General features: G+C 62.1%; 25 protein-coding genes. 21 read left to right on the forward strand and 4 right to left on the reverse strand.

From position 1 onward, the window contains the following. Window positions 1-35: 35 nt before the first annotated feature. Window positions 36-722 carry a nicotinate (nicotinamide) nucleotide adenylyltransferase gene (gene nadD / locus OO730_RS13930; protein WP_264982082.1) on the forward strand — a complete coding sequence of 229 codons (687 nt, stop codon included), beginning with the start codon at window positions 36-38 and terminating at the stop codon, window positions 720-722. Here the strand turns inward: nadD and OO730_RS13935 are convergent. Further along, complete coding sequence (locus tag OO730_RS13935) at window positions 719-1,726, reverse strand: glycosyltransferase family 9 protein (protein ID WP_264982083.1); 1,008 nt, start codon at window positions 1,724-1,726, stop codon at window positions 719-721. The two genes, nadD and OO730_RS13935, sit on opposite strands and share 4 nt — an antisense overlap. A gap of 131 nt (window positions 1,727-1,857) precedes the next feature. Here OO730_RS13935 and OO730_RS13940 point away from each other — a divergent pair, with 131 nt between their 5' ends. From OO730_RS13940 to hisA, 20 genes are all read left to right on the forward strand, one after another. Then, window positions 1,858-2,916 carry a hemolysin family protein gene (locus OO730_RS13940; protein ID WP_264982084.1) on the forward strand — a complete coding sequence of 353 codons (1,059 nt, stop codon included), beginning with the start codon at window positions 1,858-1,860 and terminating at the stop codon, window positions 2,914-2,916. 26 nt (window positions 2,917-2,942) lie between these two features. Beyond that, a complete protein-coding gene (locus OO730_RS13945; RefSeq protein ID WP_264982085.1) occupies window positions 2,943-3,374 on the forward strand; it encodes a cytochrome c maturation protein CcmE in 432 nt (143 codons plus the stop codon). A 122-nt stretch (window positions 3,375-3,496) separates the two neighbouring features. Continuing rightward, a complete protein-coding gene (locus tag OO730_RS13950) occupies window positions 3,497-5,395 on the forward strand; it encodes a heme lyase CcmF/NrfE family subunit (RefSeq protein WP_264982086.1) in 1,899 nt (632 codons plus the stop codon). Further along, entirely contained in the window at window positions 5,396-6,061 is a 666-nt protein-coding gene (locus tag OO730_RS13955; protein ID WP_264982087.1) for an ABC transporter ATP-binding protein, read from the forward strand. After that, the gene (locus OO730_RS13960) at window positions 6,055-6,732 is read left to right on the forward strand and encodes a heme exporter protein CcmB (protein ID WP_264982088.1); all 678 of its coding nucleotides are present in this window, start codon (window positions 6,055-6,057) and stop codon (window positions 6,730-6,732) included. The genes OO730_RS13955 and OO730_RS13960 overlap by 7 nt, the downstream gene beginning before the upstream one ends. Before the next feature lie 2 nt (window positions 6,733-6,734). Continuing rightward, window positions 6,735-7,397 (forward strand): cytochrome c biogenesis protein, encoded by a 663-nt coding sequence (locus OO730_RS13965; RefSeq protein ID WP_264982089.1) that lies wholly within the window; start codon window positions 6,735-6,737, stop codon window positions 7,395-7,397. Between the two features lie 32 nt (window positions 7,398-7,429). Continuing rightward, the gene (locus OO730_RS13970; RefSeq protein WP_264982090.1) at window positions 7,430-7,576 is read left to right on the forward strand and encodes a CcmD family protein; all 147 of its coding nucleotides are present in this window, start codon (window positions 7,430-7,432) and stop codon (window positions 7,574-7,576) included. Next, window positions 7,566-8,192, forward strand: a complete 627-nt coding sequence (locus OO730_RS13975; protein ID WP_264982091.1) for a tetratricopeptide repeat protein — start codon at window positions 7,566-7,568, stop codon at window positions 8,190-8,192. Before OO730_RS13970 ends, OO730_RS13975 begins: the two co-directional genes overlap by 11 nt. A 179-nt stretch (window positions 8,193-8,371) precedes the next feature. Further along, entirely contained in the window at window positions 8,372-9,526 is a 1,155-nt protein-coding gene (locus tag OO730_RS13980) for a branched-chain amino acid ABC transporter substrate-binding protein (protein WP_264982092.1), read from the forward strand. A gap of 83 nt (window positions 9,527-9,609) precedes the next feature. Further along, window positions 9,610-10,512 (forward strand): branched-chain amino acid ABC transporter permease, encoded by a 903-nt coding sequence (locus tag OO730_RS13985; RefSeq protein ID WP_264982093.1) that lies wholly within the window; start codon window positions 9,610-9,612, stop codon window positions 10,510-10,512. Between the two features lie 64 nt (window positions 10,513-10,576). Next, window positions 10,577-11,845 (forward strand): ABC transporter permease subunit, encoded by a 1,269-nt coding sequence (locus OO730_RS13990; protein ID WP_407681926.1) that lies wholly within the window; start codon window positions 10,577-10,579, stop codon window positions 11,843-11,845. Next, on the forward strand, window positions 11,838-12,635 hold the full coding sequence (locus tag OO730_RS13995; RefSeq protein ID WP_264982094.1) for an ABC transporter ATP-binding protein: 798 nt from the start codon (window positions 11,838-11,840) through the stop codon (window positions 12,633-12,635). The genes OO730_RS13990 and OO730_RS13995 overlap by 8 nt, the downstream gene beginning before the upstream one ends. Before the next feature lies 1 nt (window position 12,636). After that, window positions 12,637-13,344 (forward strand): ABC transporter ATP-binding protein, encoded by a 708-nt coding sequence (locus OO730_RS14000; protein WP_264984171.1) that lies wholly within the window; start codon window positions 12,637-12,639, stop codon window positions 13,342-13,344. 95 nt (window positions 13,345-13,439) lie between these two features. Next, the gene (gene guaB, locus OO730_RS14005) at window positions 13,440-14,894 is read left to right on the forward strand and encodes an IMP dehydrogenase (protein WP_264982095.1); all 1,455 of its coding nucleotides are present in this window, start codon (window positions 13,440-13,442) and stop codon (window positions 14,892-14,894) included. A gap of 68 nt (window positions 14,895-14,962) precedes the next feature. Further along, window positions 14,963-16,507, forward strand: a complete 1,545-nt coding sequence (gene guaA, locus OO730_RS14010; protein WP_264982096.1) for a glutamine-hydrolyzing GMP synthase — start codon at window positions 14,963-14,965, stop codon at window positions 16,505-16,507. A 31-nt stretch (window positions 16,508-16,538) separates the two neighbouring features. Next, the gene (gene tatB, locus OO730_RS14015; RefSeq protein WP_264982097.1) at window positions 16,539-16,877 is read left to right on the forward strand and encodes a Sec-independent protein translocase protein TatB; all 339 of its coding nucleotides are present in this window, start codon (window positions 16,539-16,541) and stop codon (window positions 16,875-16,877) included. A 6-nt stretch (window positions 16,878-16,883) separates the two neighbouring features. After that, window positions 16,884-18,203 carry a twin-arginine translocase subunit TatC gene (tatC, locus tag OO730_RS14020; RefSeq protein ID WP_264982098.1) on the forward strand — a complete coding sequence of 440 codons (1,320 nt, stop codon included), beginning with the start codon at window positions 16,884-16,886 and terminating at the stop codon, window positions 18,201-18,203. A 126-nt stretch (window positions 18,204-18,329) separates the two neighbouring features. Beyond that, a complete protein-coding gene (gene hisB / locus OO730_RS14025) occupies window positions 18,330-18,917 on the forward strand; it encodes an imidazoleglycerol-phosphate dehydratase HisB (protein WP_264982100.1) in 588 nt (195 codons plus the stop codon). After that, the gene (locus tag OO730_RS14030; protein ID WP_264982101.1) at window positions 18,917-19,567 is read left to right on the forward strand and encodes a hypothetical protein; all 651 of its coding nucleotides are present in this window, start codon (window positions 18,917-18,919) and stop codon (window positions 19,565-19,567) included. Before hisB ends, OO730_RS14030 begins: the two co-directional genes overlap by 1 nt. Beyond that, entirely contained in the window at window positions 19,564-20,292 is a 729-nt protein-coding gene (hisA, locus tag OO730_RS14035; protein WP_264982102.1) for a 1-(5-phosphoribosyl)-5-[(5-phosphoribosylamino)methylideneamino]imidazole-4-carboxamide isomerase, read from the forward strand. The genes OO730_RS14030 and hisA overlap by 4 nt, the downstream gene beginning before the upstream one ends. Window positions 20,293-20,745: 453 nt before the next feature. Here hisA and OO730_RS14040 read toward each other — a convergent pair whose 3' ends face one another. The 3 genes from OO730_RS14040 to OO730_RS14050 form a co-directional block, all read right to left on the reverse strand. Then, window positions 20,746-21,591: a mechanosensitive ion channel family protein gene (locus OO730_RS14040; RefSeq protein ID WP_264982103.1), complete on the reverse strand. Its 846-nt coding sequence runs from the start codon at window positions 21,589-21,591 to the stop codon at window positions 20,746-20,748. A 94-nt stretch (window positions 21,592-21,685) separates the two neighbouring features. Beyond that, entirely contained in the window at window positions 21,686-22,447 is a 762-nt protein-coding gene (locus OO730_RS14045; protein WP_264982104.1) for a glycosyltransferase family 2 protein, read from the reverse strand. Window positions 22,448-22,651: 204 nt separating this feature from the next. Continuing rightward, window positions 22,652-24,007, reverse strand: a complete 1,356-nt coding sequence (locus OO730_RS14050) for a uracil-xanthine permease family protein (RefSeq protein ID WP_264982105.1) — start codon at window positions 24,005-24,007, stop codon at window positions 22,652-22,654. Window positions 24,008-24,066: the final 59 nt, after the last annotated feature.

Genomic DNA, 24,066 nt, shown 5'->3' on the forward strand with positions numbered 1-24,066 from the left:
CCCGTTTATCCTGACGGAAACCAAGGAGATCGTTCGTGAAGATCGGCATTCTCGGAGGCAGTTTCAACCCGGTCCACACCGGTCACGTGCGCATGGCCGTGGAGGTCCTGGAGCAGGTGGGGCTGGATCGCGTGGACCTCATGCCCGCCAAGGAACCGCCCCATAAGCGCAACTCGGACATTCTGCCGTTTTCCCTCCGCCTCGAGCTGGTGGAGCGGGCCATTGCGGGCGTGTCCGGTCTGGGGGCCGAACCCATCGAGGGCGACCGGCCCGGCCCGTCCTTCACCTGCGATACCCTGACCTGCTTCCGCACCGAGCGGCCCAAGGACGAATTCCATTTCATCATGGGGGCGTCCACCTTCCTGGACCTCCCCCAGTGGAAGCGCGGCCCGGATCTGCCGGGGCTCGCCTCCTTCATCGTGGTCAACCGGTGGGAGGCCGCCGGGGACGTGGCCGGGTTCATCGAGGACCAATGGCCCGAGGCCGTGCGCGAGGAGATCGGCCTGTGGCGCTTCCCGGCCGGGGGCGCGGTCCGGCTCATCGACATCCCCAGGCTGGACATCAAGGGCGGCCACATACGCCGCCGCTGGCGGAATCGGCGCGACCTCTCCCTGCTGGTACCCGACGGCGTCAAGGCGTTCCTCGAGGAACACGCAGACGAGATCGAAATCTATTGGGGCAAGCGAAAGCGGGTTGAAAGGGAAGGGCGAGGATCAGTCTAGCCGGCCAGTTTGCGCCGGATCGTTTCCATGACCTCATCGGGCGTGATGGACGCCATGCAGTCGAATCCCCTGCGGCACGGCCTGGACCCGTGCAGGGAACAGGGGCGGCAGTCGAGCGCGTGCTCCAGCACCGTGTCGCGGCTACCGGCGGGATAGAACCCCCAGGCCTTGGCAGTGGGGCCGAACAGGGCGATGACGGGCGTGGACACGCCGCAGGCCAGGTGCATGGGGCCGGAATCGCCGGTCACCAGCAGGTCGGCCCGCGCAAGCAGGCCGCATGTCCGGCGCAGGTCCGTGGTGTTTGTCAGGTCGCGCTCGTCGCCCTCCATGAGCCGTGTGTCGTCCCGGCCCACCACGAACCAGCCTACACCCTCCTTTTCCAGTCGATAGATGAGGGATGTCCAGTGCTCCCGGGGCCATTCCTTTGCCGGGTGAGTGGCGTAGGGATGCAGGGCAACCAGCGGGCCGTGGTCGTGGATCGGCGACAGGCGGGCGGCCGCATCGGCCTGTTCCGCGTCGGTGAGGAAGATGCGCGGCACCACGGCCTGGGCGGGCGGCGGTTCGGATTCCAGGGCCATGGCATACCGCTGGGGAACGGTCGTGGCTTCGAGTTTTCTGCGGAAGGCGTCGAGCCGGGTGCGGTCGTAGAGGCGGCGGGTCAGGCCGAACTTCGGGTAGCGCTTCACTTCGCCTTTCCAGCGCAGGGCCAGGATGCGGGAACGCAGTATCCCGTGCAGGTCGATGAGGGTGTGGCCCCTGAACCGTTCGGTCAGGCCGCCCGCAGTGGCGAACCAGGACCGCAGTTCCTCCGGTGAGAGGCCGACGACCCCGGTGACTGCGGGATGGTTCTCGAGCAGGGGCGCGTTGGATTCCCGGGTGATGAAGACAAAGGCATCGCCGCTGGTTTCGTGCCGGCGGGCAAGGACGCCGGTGGTCAACGCCACGTCGCCCATATGGCCCAGCCGGAAGACGACGTCCGGGGTCTTGGAGGTGGAACCGCTCATGCCTGTTCAAGTCGCCCCAATCGCCTTGGAAGTCAAGTGTGTTGCGTGTTGCGCCGCTTCTTCTCCTCTGTTATGTTCGGTACTTCAATCTCCTTACAACGGATCGTTTTTCCAGGAAGTGAAACAAACCTATGCTTGAACTCCTCCTTGCCGTCGGCGTGGCCGTCTTTGTCTCCATGTTCTGTTCCGTGGCCGAAGCGGCCCTCTATTCCATGAGCTGGGCGGACATCCAGAAGCTCAAGGACAGCGACCGCAAGTCCGCCGGGCTCCTGCATCAGCTGCGCTCCAACATCGAGGAGCCCATCACCGCCATCCTGACGCTCAATACCTGCGCCCACACCGCCGGGGCGGCCGTTGCCGGATGGGCCTGGGCCAATTTATACGGCAAAGAAACGCTTTGGCTCTTTACAGTGGGCTTTACAGTAATTATTCTCATCTTCACCGAGATCCTCCCCAAGACCATCGGCGTGGTCTACTCCGACTCCATTGCGCCGCCGTTGGCCAGACCGTTGGGGGGATTGGTGTGGATATTCAAGCCGGTCATCACCATCATGGGTATCCTGTCCAGGACCGTGAGCCCGAAGAACGCGAAGCCGGACCACACGGAAGACGACATCAGGGCCATCGTCAGCCTGACCAGGCGGTCCGGCGTGATCAAGCCCTACGAGGAAAAGTCCATCCGCAACATCCTGGCCCTGGATTCCAAGACGGTTGAGCGGATCATGACCCCTCGCACAGTGGTCTTCACCCTGCCTGCGGACATGACCGTGGCCGAGGCCAGGGAGATGAACACGGATTGGCCGCACAGCCGCATCCCGGTATGGGACGACGATCCGGAGGATGTGGTGGGCGTGGTCTACCGGCGGGAGGTGCTCGAGGCGCTGGCCGACGACCGCGACGATCTCAAGCTGTCGGATATCATGCGTCCGGTCAGGTTCGTTCTGGAAACCGTCACCCTGGACAAGCTCCTGGTGGATTTTCTGGGCAGCCGTCTGCATCAGTGCGTCGTGCTGGATGAATACGGCGGGGTGGCCGGAGTGGTCACCCTGGAGGACGTGCTGGAAGAGATTCTGGGCAGTGAAATAGTTGACGAGACCGATAAAGTCGTGGATATGCGACAGCTCGCCCGGGCACAACGGGACGCGTTGACCGGCCGCCGCAAGAAGGCGGGCAAGGCGGAAGAGCAGTAACGGCGCCTCGGGCGCAAGGAACCATAATGGCGAAGAATTCAAACAAGATCGTATATGCCGTGGCCCTCGTCCTGTTTCTGGGCGGCCTCGGCTATCTCATTTTTTCGGGCCTGACCCAGGACTCCGTGTATTTTCTCAACGTATCCGAGGCCCTGGCCGAGGATCGGGCCGAGATCGGCAGCGCCCGCCTGTTCGGCAAGGTGTCGCCGCAGAACCTCGCCGTGGTGGACGGCAAGCTCGGTGCGGACTTCGACCTCATCGACAAGCTTGAGCCCGGCAAGTCCCTGCGGGTGTCCTACAGGGGAGCATTGCCCGACACCTTCGAGCCCGGTGTGGAAGTCATCGTGGAAGGCGCGTTCTCGTCCGGCGGCGGGGAATTCGTGGCCCGTACCCTGGTGACCAAGTGCCCGTCCAAGTATGAAGAGCAGAGCAAGCAGATGGAAGAGGGCAAGGGATAGGGACAAGTGAAATCTTTTTCACATGCTTGCCCGTCCGGTTCATCATCGCTATCGCCCACAGAATCTTTTCGACGAAGAGCGGCCCGCAACGGCCGGTTGATATTTCTTTTAAGGAGCAATGAATGCATCTGACCGGATACGTCGGTTTACTGTTTTCCCTTCTCGCCTTTCTCTCGCTGGCAGGATTCGCCGGGGTCGCCGCCTGGAACAGGCGGGAGTCCGCCCTGCCGTTCGTGGAAAAGGGCCAGCTCATCGCCGCCGGGGGCGTGCTTTTCTCCACGGTCATTCTCCTGATCGGCCTGACCTCCCGCGACTACTCCTTCAAATACGTCTACGACAACGTGGACAACGCATTGTCGTTCGTCTACACCCTGACCGCCCTGTGGGGCGGCCGCGAGGGATCGCTCCTGTTCTGGGAGGTGATCATCGCCGTGTCCGGCATGGTTTTCGTGGCCACCCCCGGCTACAAATCACTGGCCTCGAATACCAAGCTCTTCTTCTGGATGTTCTTTCTGGCCGTCCAGGGGTTCTTCCTGTTCCTGCTCACAAGCTGGTCCAACCCGTTCATCGAGATCATCCCGGCTCCCCATGACGGGCGCGGCCTCAACCCGCTCCTGCGCAACCCCGGCATGATCTTCCATCCGCCGCTGCTTTTCCTCGGTTTCGCCCTCTACACCATCCCGGCCTGCGCGGCCCTGGCCTCGTCCATAGCCGGAGAGACCAAGTCCTGGGTCACGGTGGCGCGCAACTGGAACATCCTGTCCTGGATATTCCTGACTGCGGGCATCGTCCTGGGCGGCTGGTGGTCCTACATGGAACTGGGCTGGGGCGGCTACTGGGCATGGGACCCGGTGGAGAACGCCTCCCTGATCCCCTGGTTCGCGGGCACTGCCGTGCTGCACACGGCCGTCATCGAGAAGAGGCGCAACGCCCTGCAGCGGACCAACGTCTTTCTCATGTCCCTGACCTTCCTGCTGTGCATCTTTTCCACCTACCTGACCCGGTCCGGCGTCATCGACTCCCTGCACACCTTCGGCGAGTCGGGCGTTGCCCAGCCCCTGTTCTGGTCCATGGTGAGCTGGATGGTCCTGACCCTGCTGGTCGTATTCCTGTCCGAGCGACTGACCCACCGCACCCTGTCCGACTTCCTGAGCCGCCAGGGCATGCTGGTTATCGCGGCCTGGTTCCTGCTGGCCCTGGGCATGGTCGTCACCCTGGGCACCATGTGGCCGGTCATCAGCCAGCTCTGGACCACCAAGTCCCTCGGCCTGGACGCCAATTTCTACAACCGCGTCTGCCTGCCGTTCATGTCCTTCCTGGTGCTCATCTTCTGTTTTTGCCCCTGGCTCGGCTGGAAGGGCGGCATTCGCGACAAGCGGGGCTTCATCGGCGTTTCCGCAGTGCTGGTCATTTCCTTCGTCGCCTTCTACCTCTCCGGCATGACCAACGTGGTGGCCGCCCTGACCGCAGCCGCGTCCACGGCAGCCATCGTGTCCATCGTGCTGCTGTTCGTCTTCAACCCGGCCCTGCGCCGGGGACGCCACAACTTCGGCGTGTACGGCGTCCACCTCGGTCTGGTGCTCATGGCGCTCGGCATCGCCTTTTCCGGCCCCTACAAGGTGGAGCAGGAGTTCGTGCTGGCCAAGGGCGAGTCCGCCGTCATCGACGGGTACACCGTGACCTTCACCGACCTGGTGCAGGACGGCGACGTGGGCGACATCAAGCTGCGGGCCACGGCCACGCTGGAAGTGTACGACGACGGGCGGCTCATCGGCATCATGCTGCCCGAGAAGCGCATCTACAAGAATTACGAGCGGCAGCAGTACGCCGAGGTGGGCACCATCCCCGGCCTGGGCGATGAGCTGTACTCGACCCTTCTCGGCCTGACCGAGGACGACAAGGCGAGCTTCAAGGTCAGCGTCAACCCGCTGGTCAACTGGGTCTGGATCGGCGGCACCCTGATGTGCGTGATCGCCTTCCTGCTCCTGCGGCGCATGCCGCGTCCGGGGGAGGGGCGGTAGATGACCCTGACCGGCGCACCTGTGCTGAGCGTGAAGCGGGCGGCCAAGTTCTTCGGCAACAAGCTCGTGTTCAAGGAAGTGACCTGCGTGGTGGGTCCGGGCGAGATCATGCTCGTGGCCGGTCCCAACGGCGCGGGCAAGTCCACGCTCATGCGCATCATGGCCGGCCTGTCCAGGCAGTCCGCCGGAGAGGTGGCCCTGCACCTCGAACCGGAGGAGGTCGCCTATCTCGGCCATGCCACCTTCATCTATCCCGGCTTGACGGCCCTGGAGAACCTCGCCTTCTGGGGTTCCATGTACGGTCTTTCCCCGTCCCGGGCCGAGCTCATGGCCCTGCTCCAGAGGGTGGGGCTGCAGCTCGCCGCCGAGGAAAAGGCCGGGTCGTTCTCGCGCGGCATGGCCCAGCGGCTGAACCTGGCCCGCATCTATCTGGTGGAGCCCAGGCTCATCTTTCTGGACGAGCCCGGAACCGGGCTGGACCCCAAGTCCCTGGCCCGTCTTCGGCAGGAGATCGTGGGGCTGCGCGACAAGGGCGTGTCCGTGGTCTGGATCAGCCATCACGTGGCCGAGGACGCGGCCCTGGCCGACACGGTGCTGGCGCTGGGCAACAGGGAACTCACGTATTTCGGCCCGGCAAGCGGGTTCGTGCCGGAGGGAGCATGCTGAAGCGGTCCTTCGTCATAGCCGGAAAGGACCTCAAGCTGTCGGTTTCCGGCGGCCAGGGGCTGGTCCAGGCGGTGCTTCTCGGCCTCCTGCTCATCTTTCTGTTCTCGTTGTCCAAGCCCCTTGGCGGGACCATCTCGCCTCAGGCGGCCGGGGCCATCTTCTGGCTGGCGTCCGCCTTCGGCCTGGTCCTGGTCTTCAACGACCTGTTCTCCATCGAGGAGATGAACGGCGCGCGCATCGGCATCCTGTCCTCGCCCGCGCCCGTGCACGCGGTCTGGATCGGCAAGGGCGCGGCCGGGTTCACGCTCCTGTTCGTGTCCCAACTGGTGTTTCTACCGGCCACGGCAGCCTTCCTCGGCCAGACCGTGCACGGCCCGTGGTGGCTGCTCATCGTGACCCTGCTCGGCGCGGACGTCGGGCTGGTGGTCATCGGCGCGCTGCTCGGCGCGCTTTCCCAGGGGCAGGCGGCCCGCGAGTCGCTCCTGTCGGTGATCGTGTTTCCGCTGCTGCTGCCCGTGCTGCTGGCCGGGATCACCCTGTTCGGCCTGTGCTTCTCGCCTGAGCACACCATGGGCTACGACAAGTGGCTCGGACTGATTTTCGCCTTTGACTGCCTGTTCGCCGGGGCCGGGCTGTTCCTGTTCCCGTTCGTCTACAGTGGGGAAGAATAGATATGAAAGTGAAAATGCTCGCGGCCCTGGCCGTCCTCGCCCTGGCGGCGCACCAGGCCATGATCTGGCTCTACGCACCCATTGCCCAGTCCGGGGTGGTGCAGAAGATATTCTACATGCATCTGCCGTGTTCCTGGTGGGCGCTGGTCTCGTTCTTCGTGGTCTTCGTCTCGTCCATTCTTTATCTTTTCGGCCGCAAGGACGTCTTCGACCGCATATCCGGTGCGGCCGCCGAACTGGGCGTGCTCTTTGCCACCATGTCCCTGGTGACCGGCTCCATCTGGGCCAGGGCGGAATGGGGCCACTGGTGGCTCTGGGACCCGAAGCTGACCACCGCGTTGATCATGTGGTATGTGTACGCGGGCTACCTGGTCCTGCGCTCCACGCCCATGGGCCGGGACCGGAAGGCCCTGGTCTGCGCCGTGCTCGGCATCGTCGCCTTCCTGGACGTGCCTCTGGTATTTTTCGCGGCCAAGCTGTGGGGCAGCGCCCACCCCGACGGGCTGGCGCGCAAGGGCTCGGGCATGGAGGTCCGCATGTGGCACACCGTGTTCGCGGGCCTGGCGGCCTTCGGTTTCGTCTGGGGAGCCATGCTGCTCGCCCGCATCAGGCAGCTCGGGCGCAAGGCTGAGATGGAAGCGCGTCTCATCTGGGACGAGGAATAGGTTTTTACCCTGTATACAAAGGATATGAAATAATGTCGGCAACCACTTACATAATATTGGCCTACACGGCGATCGTACTCGGCCTCGGCGGGTACATCGGTTTCCTGATGTCCCGTTCGGCGGAACTGGGCAAACGCGAACGCCAGATCGAACTGCTCGGAGGTGACGATGTCCGGTAGCGCAGCCATGGGCCGCAAGGCCGTCATCCTGTTTACCCTGGTCGCCGTGGCCGTCATGTTCGCCGCCAGTTTCATCTACCGCATGAACCACCCGAACCTGTTCGTGAAGGCCCAGATGGGCGGCGGCAGCCAGGTTGAGGACCATGACCACGACGGCGACGGCGTGCAGGACCACGGCCCGGACGGCGACGCACCGGCCATGGGCGGCGGGGCCATGTCCAAGGTGCGGGAGTTCATGGCCCGCGTGGAAGCCGACCCCGAAGACGTGGAGGCCCTGGTCGGCCTGGGCAACTCCTTTCTCATGATGCGCGCGTGGGACCGCGCCCTGGTGCCGCTCGCCACGGCCAACCGGCTCGACCCGGAAAACACCGGGGTGCTCAAGGGGATCGGCATAGCCTATTTCAACAAGGAAGATTTCCAAAAGGCCGCCGAATCCTACGAGGCCATCCTGAAGATCGACGGTGACGATACCCTGGCCCTTTTTAATTTGGGCGTCATTTACAAGCATTATTTCAAAAAACAGGACGTTGCCAGAACATACTTCGAGAAGGTTCTGGCTCTGGAAAAGGATGATGCGGAGATGCTCAAGCTGGCCAAAGAGGATCTGGATAAATAAATATTCAGTAAATCCAATTTGTTAACCGGTCCAAAGAACGACCTGAATTTATTGACAAGATTCGCAAAATAAATACAATGACACATTCCGCCATCAACCGGCGATGCGGCCATTTCAGGGCCGTTGTGTTGCGTGCACCAAGTACCTTGTGAACCTTATACGTTTTGAGGAGAGGAAGTATGAGAGTCAAACTGAGTCTGATCGCGCTGTGCCTCGCCATGGTCGCCATGCTGGCTGCCTGCGGCGGCGAAGCTGAGAAGAAAGCTGAGGAAAAGGCCGCTCCGGCTGAAACCGCCAAACTGGTGCTCGGTGTTGCCGGTGCCCACTCCGGCGACCTGGCTTCCTACGGCCTGCCCAGCGTCAACGCTGCCAAGCTGGCCGCTGCCAAGATCAACGCCGCCGGCGGCGTGAACGGCGCCATGGTTGAAGTCGTTGCACAGGACGACCAGTGCAAGCCCGAACTGGCCACCAACGCCGCCACCAAGATGCTGTCCGACGGCGTCAAGATCGTGCTCGGCCACATCTGCTCCGGCGCCACCAAGGCCGCGCTGCCCATCTACCTGGATGGCAAGATCGTGGTCATGTCCCCCTCCGCCACCAACCCGCCGCTGACCCAGTCCGGCGAGTACCCGAACTTTTTCCGGACCATCGCTCCGGACGACGCCCAGGCCGCCCTGGAAGTCGACTTCGCCAAGTCCCTGGGCCTGAAGAAGGCCGCCATCATCCACGACAAGGGTGACTACGGCAAGGGCTTCGCCTCTTTCTGCAAGCAGTTCATCGACGCCGACGCCGACATCGAGGCCGTCCTGTTCGAGGGCGTGACCCCCGGCGCGGTCGACTACTCCGCCGTTGTCCAGAAGATCAAGGGCTCCGGTGCCGATTGCGTCATCTTCGGCGGCTACCATCCGGAAGCCTCCAAGATCGTCACCGGCATGCGCAAGAAGGGTCTCGAGATTCCCTTCCTGTCCGATGACGGCGTGAAGGACGACACCTTCATCAAGGTCGCCGGCAAGTACGCCGAAGGCGTCTACGCCACCGGCCCCAAGGACTTCTCCTCCAACGCCATCTACCAGGAAGCCGTTGCCGCCCATAAGGCCGAGTTCAACGCCGATCCCGGTCCCTTCTTCCCCGAGGCATACTCCGCCGCCCTGGCCCTGCTGAACGCTGTCCAGGTTGCCGGTTCCACCGACTACGACGCGGTCATGAACGCCCTGCGCACCAGCTACGTCGACACCGCCGTCGGCAAGATCAAGTTCGACGCCAAGGGCGACGCAGAGGGTGTCGGCTTCTCCGTGTACCAGGTGAAAGACGGCAAGTACGCGGAAGTCAAGTAGATATCGACTTAACGAAACGTTAACCCAGGGGACGGACGATTGTCCGTCCCCTGGATTTATTTAATGAACAGGATTTCAACGCAATGGATTATTTCCTTGAGCTGTTCCTAGGCGGTCTGACACGGGGCAGCATCTATGCGCTCATCGCCCTGGGCTACACCATGGTCTACGGCATTATCGAGCTGATCAACTTCGCCCACGGCGAAATCTACATGATCGGCGCGTTCACCGGGCTGATCGTGGCCGGGCTGCTTACCATGCTCGGCTTTCCGGGCATCTCCATCCTGGCCATCGCCGTGGTCTGCGCGATCATCTGGGCGGCAGCCTACGGCTACACCATCGAGAAGGTCGCCTACAAGCCCCTGCGCGGCGCGCAACGGCTTTCCCCGCTCATCTCCGCCATCGGCATGTCCATCTTCCTGCAGAACTACGTCATGCTGTCCCAGACCTCGGACTTTCTGCCGTTCCCGGAACTGATTCCCGAATTCGGGTTCATGGAGGGGCTCGGCTCCATCATGAGCTCATCGGAGCTGGTCATCATCCTGGCCACCGTCGCCGCCTGCATCGGGCTGACCCTGTTCATCAAGTTCACCAAGCTCGGCAAGGCCATGCGGGCCACGGCCCAGAACCGCAAGATGGCCATGCTGGTCGGCATCAACGTGGACATGGTCATCTCGGCCACTTTCGTCATCGGGTCCAGCCTGGCCGCAGTGGGCGGCGTGCTCATCGCCTCGCACATCGGGCAGATCAACTATTTCATCGGCTTCATCGCGGGCATCAAGGCGTTCACCGCAGCGGTGCTCGGCGGCATCGGCTCCATCCCCGGAGCCATGCTCGGCGCCCTGGTCCTCGGCCTGACCGAGGCGTTCGCCACAGGCTACGTGTCCTCCGACTACGAGGACGTGTTCGCCTTCTGCCTGTTGGTGCTCATCCTGATCTTCAGGCCCTCGGGCATCATGGGCAAGGAAAAGACCCAGAAGGTCTAGCAATACGATATCACGCGGCCTTTGGGCCGATTGAAGGAATATAAACGTGAGTGAAACCAAAACAATGAACCATCAGGGCTTTCTGAGCTTCTTCCTGACCGCCGGGTGCGACAACTTCGCCCAGGCGTTCAAGAGGTCGCTTGTGGCCGCAGTCTGGTTCGTTTTCCTGACATTCCCCATCATGGTCATCCGGGTGAACACCATCGAGAAGACCGTGCACTGGCATTGGGAGAGGATGGGCTACATCGCCGTGGCCGTCTTCTTCGGCTCGTTCATCTGGCGCTGGCTGCTGGCCCGCAAGGAACTCAAGAAGGACGAATCCAAGGAAGAGACGCGGGTCGAATCCCTGCTGACCCGAGTCCAGTCCCATCCGATCCTGAAGTACTCGGCGCTGGTCATCCTCGCCGGGATGGCCGCCGTCTTCCCCAAGGTGTTCGACCTGTACCAGACCAACATCATGATCTCCTGCCTGCTGTACATCGTGCTCGGGCTGGGGCTGAACATCGTTGTCGGCCTGGCCGGTCTGCTCGACCTCGGATTTGTGGCCTTCTACGCGGTGGGCGCATACGCATATGCCCTCACCAACATGCACTGGGGCATCAATTTCTGGTACATGCTGCCCGTTGGCGCGTTGCTCGGGGCCCTGCTCGGCGTGCTGCTCGGCTTCCCCGTGCTGCGGCTCAAGGGCGACTACCTGGCCATCGTCACGCTGGGGTTCGGCGAGATCATCCGATTGGTGCTTGAAAACTGGGGCGACGTGACCATGGGCCCCTCCGGCATTTCCTCCATCGACCGGCCCGCCCTGTTCGGCATCGAGCTGGGCGTCATCGGCTCCACGCATTACATGTACTACATCATGATCGGGCTGATGATCCTGACCATCTTCTCGGTCAACCGGTTGCAGAACTCCCGCATCGGGCGCGCCTGGCTCGCCCTGCGCGAGGACGAGATCGCCTGTCAGGCCATGGGAATCGACAAGATGAAAACCAAGCTCATGGCATTCGCCCTGGGCGCGACCTGGGCGGGCATGGCCGGCGTGATCTTTGCGGCCAAAACGACCTTCATCAACCCCGCATCCTTCACCTTCTGGGAATCGGCCATCATCCTGTCCATCGTGGTCATCGGCGGCATGGGCTCCATCCGGGGCGTCATCGCCGGTGCCGTCATCCTGATCCTGGTGCCCGAGTATCTGCGCGACTTCGCCGAATTCCGCATGCTCCTGTTCGGGGCCATCATGGTTCTGGTCATGGTCTTCAGGCCCCAGGGGCTGATCAGCGCCAAGCGCAAGATCTACAAATACAAAACGAATACGGCGGGTGCGCCCAATGAATAATCCAGTCTTGAACGTCAACGCCGTGAGCAAGGACTTCGGGGGCATCCGTGCCCTTGACGAAGTCGATCTCGTGGTCGGGGACAAGGAAATCGTGGCCCTGATCGGTCCCAACGGCGCAGGGAAGACCACGTTTTTCAACTGCATCACCGGCATCTACACACCCACTTCCGGGGACGTGATCATCGACCCGGAGGCCGAGGGCGTGAAGGCGCGCCGCATCAACGGCAAGAAGCCGAACATCGTCACGGAACTGGGCATGGCCCGGACCTTCCAGAACATCCGCCTCTTCCCGTCCATGACCGCGCTGGAAAACGTCATGATCGGCACACACTGCCGGACCAAGTCGTCCATCTGGGGCGCCATTTCCCGCAACAAAACCACCCGCAGGGAAGAGCAGGCCGTCATCCAGCGCGCCTACGAGCTGCTGGTGCTGGTGGGCCTGGACGAGTACGTCAACGAACTGGCTTCGAATATCCCCTACGGCAAGCAGCGCAGGCTCGAGATTGCCCGCGCCCTGGCCACCGACCCGTTCCTCCTGCTCCTGGACGAGCCCGCAGCGGGCATGAACCCCCAGGAGACCAAGGATCTGGAGCGGCTCATAATGGAAATCAGGGAGAAGTTCGACATTTCCATCATGCTCATCGAGCACGACATGAAGATGGTCATGTCCATGTCCGACCGAATTTACGTCCTGGATTACGGGCGCATGATAGCCGACGGCACGCCCGGGCAGATCGCGGCGAACCCGGACGTCATCAAGGCGTACCTCGGAGAGGACCACGATGACTAAGATGCTTGAACTCAAGAACGTCAATTCCTTTTACGGCAATATCCAGGCTCTCTACGACGTGGACCTGTACATCGATCAGGGCGAGATCATCACCCTGATCGGCGCCAACGGCGCGGGCAAGTCCACCACGCTCATGACCGTGTGCGGCGTGGTCCAGGCCCGCAGCGGCCAGGTCCTCTACGACGGCGACGACATCACCAGGGAAGCTCCCAACAGGATCGTGTCCCAGGGCATCTGCCAGGTGCCCGAGGGCAGGCTCATCTTTCCGGAACTGACCGTGCAGGAAAATCTGGACATGGGCGCGTTCATGCGAAACGACAAGGACGGCATAAAGCGGGACATCGAGTACTGCTTCGACCTGTTCCCCATCCTGGCCGAGCGCCGCAGGCAGCAGGGCGGCACCCTGTCCGGAGGCGAGCAGCAGATGCTGGCCATCGCCAGGGCGCTCATGGCCAAGCCGCGCCTCCTGCTCCTGGACGAGCCGTCCATGGGGCTGGCCCCGCTGGTGGTCCGGCAGATCTTCGACATAATCAAGAAGGTCAACGCCGAGCAGAACACGACCATCTTCCTGGTCGAGCAGAACGCCAACCTGGCGCTCAAGATCGGCCACCGGGGGTACGTCATGGAAAACGGGCGGGTGGTCCTGACCGACTCCTGCGACAAGTTGCTCGCGGATGAGTCGGTCAAGCGAGCCTACCTGGGCTTATAATTGAAACGACAAGAGCCGGGCGGTAACGTCCGGCTCTCTGCTTAATAAAAAAGAACGAAAATACACGACGTGAACGCAAACGCTCTGGAGGAGATATGAGCAAGATTCTTGAAAAAGCACTGACTTTCGATGATGTACTGTTGCTGCCGGGTTATTCCGACATCCTGCCGGACATGGTGGACGTGTCTTCCTACCTGACTCCGCAGATCAAGCTGAACATCCCGCTTATCTCCGCGGCCATGGACACGGTCACCGAGTCCCGTATGGCCATCTCCATGGCCCGCCACGGCGGGGCAGGGGTCATCCACAAGAACATGTCCGTGCGCGAGCAGGCCCGTGAGATCGACCGGGTCAAGAAGTCCGAGTCCGGCATGATCTCCGATCCCCTCACCGTTCATCCCGACGATGATCTGGGCAAGGTCAAGGCCATCATGGCCGAGTACCGCATTTCCGGCCTGCCCGTGGTCAAGGGGGATCATCTGGTGGGGATCATCACCAACCGCGACATCCGGTTCGTCAAGGAAGACTCCGCCCTCGTCAGCGAGCTGATGACCTCCCGCGACCTGGTCACCGTGCCCGAGGGCATCGACACCGAAGAGGCCAAGCGCAAGCTGCACCAGCACCGCATCGAGAAACTGCTGGTGGTGGACGCCGACAACCGGTTGCGCGGCCTGATCACCATCAAGGACATCAACAAGCACAAGAAATATCCCAGTGCCGTCAAGGACGGCCGGGGCCGCCTGATAGTGGGCGCAGCCCTGGGCGTCGGCAACGACTGCCTGACCCGGGCCGAGGCGCTTCTCCACGCCGGGGCCGACTTCCTGGTGCTCGATTCGGCCCACGGCCACTCCGAAAACATTCTCAAGTCCACCCGGGCGTTGCGTTCCGCCTACCCGGACGTCCAGCTCATCGGCGGCAACATCGCCACCTACGAAGGGGCCAAGGCGCTCATCGAGGCGGGCGTTGATACGGTCAAGGTGGGCATCGGTCCCGGTTCCATCTGCACCACCCGCATCGTGGCCGGTGTGGGCGTGCCGCAGATCACTGCGGTCATGGAGGCCGGCAGGGCCGCCCGCGAGGCCGACAGGTGCATCATCGCCGACGGCGGCATCAAGTATTCCGGCGACGTGGTCAAGGCCCTGGCCGTGGGCGCCCATTCCTGCATGATGGGATCGGTCCTGGCAGGCACCGAGGAGTCGCCGGGCGAGACCATCCTGTACCAGGGCCGCACCTACAAGCAGTACCGGGGCATGGGCTCCATCGACGCCATGAAGAAGGGCAGCTCCGACCGGTACTTCCAGGAGAAATCCAAGAAGCTGGTGCCCGAGGGCATCGTGGGCCGGGTCCCCTATCGCGGCAAGGTGGGCGAGACCATCTACCAGTTCATCGGCGGCCTGCGTTCCGGCATGGGATACACCGGCTCGGCATCCCTGGCCGACCTGTTCGAGAAGTCCAAGCTGGTCCAGATTTCCTCGGCCGGGCTCAGGGAATCCCACGTCCACGACGTGGCCATCACCAAGGAATCTCCCAATTACAGGGTGGACGGCTAGGCGTGTGCCGCAGCTCGGTTAAGGGATTTCGTCTTTTCATTTTTATCGATGTGAATTAGAGAGATTTTATGCACGACAACAGAGTACTCATCCTTGATTTCGGCAGCCAGTTCACCCAGCTGATCGCACGTCGCGTGCGCGAGGCCGGTGTGTATTCGGAAATCCATCCCTGCAACGTCGACCCCGAACGGGTGAAGGCGTTCAAGCCGTCCGCGCTGATCCTGTCCGGCGGGCCGTCTTCGGTCCTGGAGGCCGGCGCGCCCCCGCTGAACATGGATTACCTGGACATGGGCATCCCGGTGCTCGGCATCTGCTACGGCATGCAGCTTCTGGCCCACAACATGGGCGGCCGGGTCGTGGCTTCCACGGACCGTGAATACGGCCGCGCCAAGTTTTCGGCCCTGAACGACTGCATCCTGTTCGACGGCGTCGAGGAAAAGGACGACCTGACCGTCTGGATGTCCCACGGCGACCGGGTCGAGGCCCTGCCCGACGGCTTCGTGCCCATGGGCAAGACCGACTCCATCGAGTTCGGGGCCATGGGCAACGCGGACAAGAAGATTTACGCCCTCCAGTTCCATCCGGAGGTGGCCCACACCGAGCACGGCTCCGCCATCATCCAGAACTTCCTGTTCAAGGTGGCCGGGCTGACCGCCTCCTGGTCCATGGCCTCCTTCGTGGACACGGCCATCGAGGACCTCAAGAAGCAGGTGGGCGACGACAAGGTCGTACTCGGCCTGTCCGGCGGCATCGACTCCACCGTGGCAGCGGTCATGCTGCACAAGGCCATCGGCAAGAACCTGCACTGCATCTTCGTGGACAACGGGCTGTTGCGAATGGGCGAGCGCGAGGAAGTCATCGGCTTCCTGGAAGAGCATTTCGACCTCAACGTCAAGTGCGTGGACGCCGCCGCCGAGTTCCTGGCGGACCTCAAGGGCGTCGAGGACCCGGAAAAGAAGCGCAAGCTCATCGGCTACAAGTTCATCGAGATATTCGATCGCGAGGCCAAGGCCATCGAGGGCGTGAAGTTCCTGGGCCAGGGCACCCTGTACCCGGACGTCATCGAGTCCGAATCCTTCAAGGGCCCCTCGGCGGTCATCAAGTCCCACCACAACGTGGGCGGCCTTCCCGAGAAGATGAATCTCGCGCTGGTGGAGCCGCTGCGTGAATTGTTCAAGGACGAAGTGCGCCGCGCCGCCTACGAGCTGGGCCTGCCCGAGCACATCATCTGGCGGCAGCCGTTCCCCGGTCCGGGCCTGTCCATCCGCATCATCGGCGAAGTGACCGAGGAGCGGCTGGATATCCTGCGCCTGGCCGACAAGATCGTGCAGAACGAGATGGTCGCGTCGGACTGGTATCGCAAGGTCTGGCAGGGGTTTGCCGTACTCCTGCCGCTCAAGACCGTGGGCGTCATGGGCGACGACCGCACCTATGAGAACGTCATCGCCCTGCGCATCGTGGATTCGCTGGATGCCATGACTGCCGACTGGTCGCGCTTGCCTTCCGAGCTCCTGGCGCGTATGTCAAATCGCATCATCAATGAAGTGAAGGGTGTCAACCGCGTGGTCTTGGACATTTCCTCCAAGCCGCCGTCCACCATCGAGTGGGAATAATCTCAAAGCGTTAACTGGATTCAGGTGACATATGTTTGGTATAGGCGGACCCGAGTTACTGATTATCTGCGTCGTGGCGCTCATCGTCATCGGCCCCAAGAAGCTGCCTGAAATGCTCCGTTCGCTCGGCAAGGGCGTGGCGGAATTCAAGCGCGTGGGCAACGACGTCAAAACCACCCTCGACGACGAGGTCAGCAAGGCTGAAGCCGAAGCCCGCAAGCGCGAGGTGGAGGAAGAGCTCGCCCGCCGCAAGGCCGAGAAAGCCAAGCAGGAAGCGGAAGCCGCCGAGGCCGAACCCGCCAAGTCCGACCAGGACACGGTCCAGACCGAGGCTGCCGCGCCTCCGCCCGCTGAAGAGACAAAGGCCTAAATCCCCATGAGTTCCGACAAAGACGATGTGAAGGCTCCCGAAGAGGGAGCCGCAGTCGAGCCGACTGTCGAATCCGAGACAGCACCCGAGGCAGAGCCCGGGGTGGAGTCCGGGGTGGAGTCGGAAGCCGCAGACGGGGAGGACCCTTCCCTGGTCGACGACACGCCCGAGGTCGCCGATGAGGCAGCGACAGAGGCAGCGGCAGAGGCCGGGGCCGACCCGGTGGAAGCCGACGCTCCCGGCGAAGACTCGACCGCGTCCGACGAGCCCGACGCCGCCGTGGCCGGTGGCGGTGATGGCGGCGATGACGACGACAGCGAAGCCGTGGACGATGAAGAGGAAGAAGGCGAAGAGGACGAAGAGGACGAGGAGGCCGAAGAGGGGGCCATGTCCCTGCTCGACCACCTCGGCGAGTTGCGTGTTCGCCTGACCAAGGCCTTCATCGCCATCGGTGTGGGCATGGTCGCCTGTTACGGCTTTGCCGAGCAGATGTTCGACATCCTCATGCAGCCCATGATCGATGTCTTCCAGAAGCAGGCCGCCCAGAACCCCCTGTTGGCCCCCGGTTTTTACGAGGACTTCGGCAGGGCTCTCAAGGAAGTGCTGGCGGACAAGGGATTCCAGCATTCCGAGCAGATGCAGGTCTTTGTGGACGCCCTGCAGAAATCACTCATGCAGCTCGCTCAGGAAGGGCATTTCCAGTACACCTACCCGGCGGAGGCGTTCTTCGCCCAGATCAAGATCGCCATCGTGGCCGGAATCTTTTTGGTCAGCCCGTATGTGTTCGCCCAGATCTGGGGGTTCATCGCCCCCGGCCTGTACGCCCACGAGCGCAAGATGATGATCCCCATGGCGCTCATGTCCGCCCTGTTCTTTACCGGCGGCGCCCTGTTCGGCTACTTCCAGGTCTTTCCCTATGCGTTCGATTTCTTTGCCGGTTTCTCTACAGAAGGCATCCAGTTCACGCCAAAGCTGAACGAATACCTGAGTTTCTGCCTGAAATTGCTGTTCGCATTCGGATTCGTGTTCGAGCTGCCGTTGTTCATCTTTTTCCTGGCCCGCATGGGGCTGGTGTCGTCCACGGGGCTGCGCAAGAAGCGCAAGTACGCCATTTTGATCGGTTTTGTTTTGGCCGCCATCCTGACTCCGCCCGACCCGTTCACCCAGTGCCTCATGGCCGGGCCGCTCATCGTGCTCTACGAGGTCGGCATATGGGTCGCCTACTTCTTCGGCAAGAAGGAGAAGCGGCATGAGAAGAAGAGGGCCGAGGAGGAAGCCGCAGCCCGGGCCGAACTGGACGCCGCAGCCGAAACCGAAGAGAGCTAGGATCGAATGTGAAACAAGCCGGGCAGGCGGGCCGAAAAAGGCTCGACCTGCCCTGTTTATTTTTCTAGACTTTTCCTATATACGGTAGGGTGAAGCGGATTATTTCACCGAATGAAGGAGAAGGTCATGGGCAAACGCTGGGCGTTGGTGAATCGGACCACCAAGGAAACGAACATCAAGTTGACGCTGAACCTGGACGGTCAGGGCAAGGCCAAGGTGGACACCGGCATCGGTTTCGCCGATCACATGCTCACCCTGTTCGCCTTCTGGGGCGGTTTTGATCTCGACCTGACCTGCAAGGGCGATCTGGTGATCGATTCCCACCATTCCATGGAGGACATCGGCCTGTGCCTGGGCCAGGTCCTTGCCGAAGCCCTGGGCGACAAGAAGGGCATCGTCCGCGTGGGCTGCGCCAAGGTCCCCATGGACGAGGCCCTGGCCGAAGTGGTGGTTGACCTGTCCGGCCGTCCCTACATCGTCTATGACGATACCCTCCTGCCCGCCATCATCGCGGGCGAGGAAAAGGACGTCTGGCGCGAATTTTTCAAGTCCTTCGCCTACAGGGCGGGGATGAACCTGCACGTCAAATACGAGTACGGCCAGAACGGCCATCATCTCCTGGAAGCCGCCTTCAAGGCGTTGGGCCTCGCCCTGGCACAGGCCATGGTCGTCGGTCGGAAGGGCGTTTCCAGCACTAAAGGGAGTCTCGACTGATGAAGCGCATCGCACTGTTTTTCGGGCTGGCCCTGTTCAGCCTTTCCCTGCTGTCCCTGTCCGGTTGCGGCAAATCCCGTACTGCAGCCGTGCCCCGTCCCGAGGGCAAGCTGGCCGTGGCCGGCTTCACCAATCCGACCCACAACTGGGAACTGCTCGCCGGATACCTCGACGAGGAAGGCAAGCCCGCCCCCGACGGCACGACGGCGACCCTGGACATGATCCTTGCCGACACCCTCCAGGCGCACCAGGTCTTCGACTACATCGTGCCCACGGCGGTGAAGCAGTGCGAGGACGTGGTGGTCTTCGAGGAGTCCGGCCTGCCCAAGACCTCCGCCTGGAAGTACTGGCTCGGCGTGGCCAAGTGCATCCAGTGCGACTACCTGCTGGTGCCGCAACTGACCAGCTGGAAGGAGCGTGACGGCAGCGCCGCAGGCGTCAGCGCCCCGGCTTCAGTGTCCATCGACTTCTACCTCATCGACGTCAAGCAGGAGCGCATGATACGCTCCCGCTACGAGGAAACCCAGGAATCGCTTCTGGAGAACCTCTACAAAGCCAACAAATTCGCCGCACGGGGCGGAAAGTGGGTGACCGCCACCCGCCTTGCCCAGGACGGTATCGAAGAAAAACTCATGGAACTCGGATTATGATTCTTTTCCCGGCAGTAGACATCAAGAACGGTGAATGCGTCCGCCTGGCCCAGGGCAAGGAGGACCAGGTCACCGTCTTTTCCTCCGATCCTGTGGCCCAGGCCCGGTACTGGGTGGAACTCGGCGCCCGTTTTCTCCACGTGGTGGACCTGGACGGCGCGTTCTCCGGCATTCCCAAGAACTTCGACCTCATCAAGCGCATCTGCTCCGAGATCGACATCCCGGTGCAGCTGGGCGGCGGCATCCGCGACATCGCCACGGCCCGCAATTACATCGAGGCCGGAGTGCACAGGCTGATCATCGGCACCATGGCCCTCGAGGACCCGGCACTGTTCGCCGATCTCTGCCACACCCTTCCCGGCCGCATCGGCGTGTCCCTGGACGCGGTGGACGGCAAGCTCAAGACCAAGGGGTGGGTGGAAGACGCCGGGCTGACCGTGGACGACGTGCTGCCCCGCCTGGAAAAGGACGGCGTCCGCTTCATCGTGTACACGGACATCTCCCGCGACGGCATGCAGACCGGCGTCAACGTGGACGCCCTGGCCTCCCTGTGTTCCAAGACCTCCATCCCGGTCATCGCGGCGGGCGGCGTGCACACCATGGACGACATCAAGAATCTTTACCCCCTGTCCAACAAGGGGTTGGAGGGTGCCATCTCCGGCCGGGCCATCTACGTGGGCACCCTGGACGTGAAAGAGGCCAACGCCTGGATCGACGCCCAGTAAAATTGACGATTTTACCGAATCTGCTGCGTTCCGCGACACTTGCAGTAGAAGGCTGGTGCTGCGTGTCCCGCGCCTTGCAGCTTCGGCAAACTCGACGATTTTACGGATCACACAGCAAAAAAGAAGGCCCCGCTTTTGCGGGGCCTTCTTTTGGAAATGCCTCCGGCGTCCAGAGGGGGAAACTTTCGAGAAAGTTTCCCCCTCTGGACTCCCCCTTCAAATCTTTTTGTCGGCCTTCGGTGTTAGCTCGGGAGGATGGGATTAGTAAAGAAGCTGCCTTTTGTGAAGTCGTCCCCGCCGAAGGCGGAAACAGGGTTTCCATAGGGGGCCCGCCCCTTTGGCCGCCGGAGGCGAAATCATCCGACATCACCGCCGAAGGCGGTTTCGATTCTTCAAAAAAAACATCCCCGTCACACAGTGTGACGGGGATGTTCGTTTGCTTGTCGAACGCGGTTATTGCTCGGAACCGGGGGCCTTTTCCACGGGGTAGAGATGCACGTCCTGCTGGGGGTAGGGGATGGAGATGCCTTCCTGGTCGAAGACCAGCTTCACCTTTTCGGTCAGGGCGAAGTACACGCCCCAGTAGTCGCTGGTGTTGCACCAGGGACGGCACACGAAGTTGACCGAGGAGTCGCCCAGCTCGGAAACCTCGATCTGCGGGGCCGGGTCCTTGAGCACGCGCGGCTCTTCGGCGACGATCCGTTCCAGGGTCTGCTTGGCCTTGAGCAGGTCGTCGTCGTAGCCGATGCCGAAGACCAGGTCCACGCGCCGGGTGGCGTTGGCCGTCACGTTGGTGATGTTGCCGCCGAGCACGGCGGAGTTGGGAATGGAGATGACCTTGTTGTCCGGGGTGGTCAGCACCGTGTTGAAAATATTGATGGCGGTCACGGTTCCGGATTCACCGGCTGCGGTAATGTAGTCGCCGCGATTGAAGAACCTGAGCATGATCATGATGACGCCCGCGGCGAAGTTGGACAGGGAGTCCTTGAGGGCGAGGCCGACGGCCAGGCCTGCGGCGCCGAGAACGGCCAGGAATGAGGTGACGTTGATGCCTGCCTGGCTCAGCGAGGCGATGACCACCATCGCCAGCATCATGTAATACAGGAGATTGCGCAGGAAGGGCCGCAGGGTTTCGTCCACCTTGGCCTTGACCATCACTTTGCGCACGAGGCTCGCCAGGTATTGGGCCACCCAGCGACCGACGATGAAGATGACCAGTGCGATGACGATGCGCAGCCCGTACTCAGTGACGTAAAAGCTGATGTTGTTGAGAATGGCCTGGATATCTATTCCTTCCATGATTCCTCCTGAAATTGGTGTTGTCGTGTAATGGGAATCTCTATCACAAAGGAAAATGTTTCGGAACTGAATTCTTTATCGGGACGGGAGGAAGTTATTCTTCGCCCCACTTCCCTTTTTCCTCTATGCGGATGTATTTCTGGAAGGTGTAGTAGAACCCGGCCAGGGCGTTGCACAGCCCGGCGGTGCCGTCCAGGAAGCCGAGCTTGAGCAGGTAGAGTTTCACGAAGCGCATCTTGGCGTGGAGCAGGGCGTTCAACCAGCCGCCCCGTTTGCCTTTTTCGCGCAGGGCGGCCGCGCCTTCCTCGGCGTAGTAGTTGATCTTTTCCATGTGCTGCTGGAACGACTCGTAGGGGTAGTGGAGGATGTCGCCCTCCAGCTTGAAGGTCTCGCCGCGCGGTTTGAAATGGTAGTGCGCGCCCGAGGCGGTCACCTCCATCTTGCCGGAACGGAAGAAGCGGAAGAGGTAGTCCGGATACCAGCCGGAATGCTTCATGAACCGGTTGAAATAAAAAGAGCTTCTCGGGACATAGTAGCCCGCGCCCCGGTCCGGGGTGGCCAGCTTGCGCAGGATGTTCCCGCGCAGTTCGTCGGTCAGGAATTCGTCCTGGTCCAGGGACACGATCCAGGTGGTGGTGACCTTTGACAGGGCCATCTTGAACTGCTCCACCGGCCCGGGCCACGGATTGACGATGACGCGCGCGCCGCATCGTTCGGCGATCTCGAGCGTCCGGTCCGTGGACGCGGAATCCACCACCAAAATCTCGTCGCAGAAGTCCAGCGACGTGAGACATTTTTCGAGCAACCGCTCGCCGTTGTAGGTCAGGACAAGTCCGGTCACGGATTCGCGTTTCATGGCAATCTCCTCCAACTCATTGGCGCACCTTACTCTTTTTTCCCCATTGGTCCAACCCATTTCAGGCAGTCGCCCTGTCCGTACGCGGGAACGGGCACCGGCTCGTGTCGGTTCGGCGTCGAGAGCCGGGGCCGGATCGCAGTCGGAACGAAAAAAGGGGTCCGTGCCGCAGCGCAGACCCCTTTGATGTTCATGTTCGATTCGCTATGCGATCTTCTGGTCGGCTTCCGCCTTGCCGGGGAGGACGAGGTTGAGGATCACGCCTGCGATGGCGCCCAGGCCGATGCCCTTGAGGTCGGTGACGCCCACGTTGAGGACCATGCCGCCCAGGCCGAAGACCATGATGATGGCGATGATGATCATGTTGCGCGGCTGCATCAGGTCGAGCTGCGAGCGCACCAGGGTGGACAGGCCGATGACGGTGATGGCCCCGAAGAGCAGCAGCATGATGCCGCCCATGACCGGCATGGGGATGGTGCCGAGCAGACCGCCGAGTTTGCCCACGAAGGCGAGCAGGATGGCGGTGATGGCCGCCCAGGTCATGATGGCCGGGTTGAAGGCGCGGGTCAGGGCCACGGCGCCGGACACCTCGGAGTAGGTGGTGTTCGGGGGACCGCCGAGCATGGAGGCCACGGAGGTGGCGATGCCGTCACCGAGCATGGTGTTCTGGATGCCGGGGTCTTCCACGTAGTCCTTGCCCGAGATGGAGCCGATGGCCAGGATGTCGCCGAAGTGCTCGATGGCCGGGGCGATGGCGATGGGCACCACGAACAGGATGGCCTCCCAGCTCCAGGTGGGGAAGCTGAAATTGGGCATCGCGAACACGGGTGCGTCCTTGAGCGCGCCGAAGCTGATCAGCGTGCCGTCCATCCAGGGGGCCAGCCCCATGCCCGCGACCTTGCCTTCCACGGCGGAATCGACAAAGGCCTGGTACATGGAAGCGGTGATGCCGGTGGAGTCCATGATCAGGGAGCAGGCATATCCGGCACCGACGCCGCACAGGATGGGGATCAGCTTGAACCAGCCTTTGCCGAGCAGGGAGACCATGATGGTGGTCAGGAGGGCCACCCCGGCCACGATCATGGACGGCACCTTGGGCTCCAGCCAGACGGCGCCGTTGTGGCCCATGGCCATGTTGACCGCCACGGGGGCCAGGATCAGGCCGATGAGCATGATCACCGGACCGGTGACCACGGGCGGCAGCAGCCTGTGCAGGAAGCCGGAGCCGAAGAAGCGGATGAGTATGCTGATGACGATGTACAGGCCACCGGCGGCCACCAGCCCGCACATGATTTCGGGATAGGTGAACTCGCCCTGCTGGGCTGCGAACAGCGGCGGCAGGAAGGCAAAGCTCGACGCCAGGAAGACCGGGACCTTGCCCTTGGTGATCAGCTGGAAGATCAGCGTGCCGATACCGGCGGTGAACAGCGCCACGTTGGAGTCGATGCCCGTCAGGATCGGGACCAGCACCAACGCGCCGAAGGCCACGAACAGCATCTGCGCGCCGAGCAGCGCGTCTTTGAATCTGAAATTGTACGCAGTGGAATGAACGTCACTCATGATTAACCAACTCCTCCCATGGTTAATGGTTGCCCCCCGATTAAAACCTCAAAAAAAGA

Source organism: Pseudodesulfovibrio portus, assembly GCF_026000375.1.
Lineage (GTDB): Bacteria > Desulfobacterota > Desulfovibrionia > Desulfovibrionales > Desulfovibrionaceae > Pseudodesulfovibrio > Pseudodesulfovibrio portus.